Here is a 638-nt window from a genome sequence, read left to right on the forward strand (position 1 = left end):
GCAATGCGGTCGTATTCCGTGTACGGCAACACGATGCCGTCAGCCTGAATCTCGATCCTTCCGTCTGGATACTCGACGACCTCCACGTACTGGTGGATCAGGTTGCGGTTGGCTACCGTGTCCTGCAGCAGATACATCACCCGGTCATACTGCACCGTCAGCGCATTCGTGACCTTGCGCGGCACGCGATAGGCCAGAATCTGCCGCAGGTCCTCGTCATCGCGGACCGGCCGGTGAGCGTTGTGATCGCTCGCGGCCGCCCTGGCAAAACGCCGGTTAAAGTCCGCGACGAAGGAGGGCGCATACGCATTGGCGGCCTCCCATGTGCTGATGCCGCGCAACCGCAGTTCCTTCACCAGCCGGTCCTGCAACGTCAGGTTGGCCCGCTCCACGCGCCCCTTGGCCTGGCTCGAATTCGCGCAGAAAGTCTCGATATTGAGTTCGTACAGGGCACGCCCGAACTGCGTGACGCCTTTGCCTGCCGTCGCCGAGCGGTCCTTCACGTAAAACACGCTGGCCTTGTCGCTGTAGAACGCCACCGGCTTGCCGTGCGCGCCCAGATACTTCGACAGTGCCTCGAAATAGCTGAACGTCGACTCCGTCGCCGTGAAGTGCAGCGTCATCAGCCGTCCGGTCGC

At 62.4% G+C, this 638-nt stretch carries 1 protein-coding gene; it reads right to left on the reverse strand.

Translation table 11 applies throughout. From position 1 onward, the window contains the following. Positions 1-638 (reverse strand): ISNCY family transposase (locus tag PXJ20_RS32920; protein ID WP_421057514.1); only part of this gene is annotated, 638 nt, incomplete at both ends.

Origin of the sequence: Paraburkholderia sp. A1RI_3L, assembly GCF_048957895.1 — a bacterium.
Taxonomy (GTDB): Bacteria; Pseudomonadota; Gammaproteobacteria; order Burkholderiales; family Burkholderiaceae; genus Paraburkholderia; species Paraburkholderia kururiensis.